This is a genomic window from Paenibacillus cucumis (ex Kampfer et al. 2016) (assembly GCF_019748695.1).
Taxonomy (GTDB): Bacteria; Bacillota; Bacilli; order Paenibacillales; family Paenibacillaceae; genus Paenibacillus; species Paenibacillus polysaccharolyticus.
In genome coordinates this window covers 1-907 of sequence record NZ_JACLIC010000069.1, presented here as the reverse complement: position 1 = coordinate 907, position 907 = coordinate 1, and the positions used below count along the sequence as shown (strand labels likewise).

1 protein-coding gene is annotated in these 907 nt (G+C 57.7%); it reads left to right on the top strand.

Features of this window, described 5'->3' with window-relative positions:
* Positions 1-21: 21 nt before the first annotated feature.
* Positions 22-907: AMP-binding protein (locus H7T88_RS28465; protein WP_312027672.1), on the top strand; the 886-nt coding region annotated here is incomplete at its 3' end.

The window sequence follows — 907 nt, the reverse complement described above, 5'->3', positions numbered from 1 at the left end:
AAGCTGGAACTTGTACGGGAAGTGAGCCGGAACCCGCTGTTTGATGTGATGTTTGCACTGCAAAATATGGATCGTCAGGTGCTGGAACTGCCGGAAGTACAGATCCGGGGGATGGAAGTGAAGCGGAGCCATGCCAAGTTCGATCTGAGCTTGTTCGCTGTGGAAGACGGGGAAACGATAGGGTTTCAGGCAGAATACGCGGCGGGAATGTTCCGCCGAGAGAGCGTGTTACGGATGATCGATAGCCATTTGCAACACGTGCTGATGGAAATGGTCCGGCGGCCGGAAGGGATGTTGTCGGCAATCGAGATGACGGGGGAAGCCGAGAAGGCAGGGTTACTGGAGCGGAACAGTTCAGTCCCTGCAGAGATCAACGGGAGTAGCCCGTCACGAGTCTTGCCGGACCTGCTGGAGGCCTATGCCTTCCGAGATCCCGAGCGAAAGGTGCTGATCGGGGAAAACGAGTCCTGGAGCATCCGGGAGCTCAATGAGCGGGCCAATGCCCTGGCGCGGCAGCTGCGGAGTAGAGGCGTGGGTGCGGAAACGACGGTGGGCATTGTGGCATCACGCTCCCTGGACATGGTCGCTGGAATAATGGGAGTGCTGAAAGCCGGCGGGGCCTATGTACCGATTTCCCCGTTCTATCCAGCCGAGCGGATCCAGTACATGCTGAAGGATAGCGGAGCACGGGTTGTACTGAGTCAGGGCAGACTGGGCCTGAGCTTTGGCGAACTGGACATGCTAGATTTGGAGGAAGAGCACCTGTACACAGGAGATCGAAGCAATCTGGGGCTGTCGATCCAGACGCATGATCTGGCGTATGTCCTCTATACCTCGGGTTCCACCGGAAAACCCAAAGGGGTAATGGTGGAGCAGGGACAGGTGATGAACCTGCTGGAGGGCATGC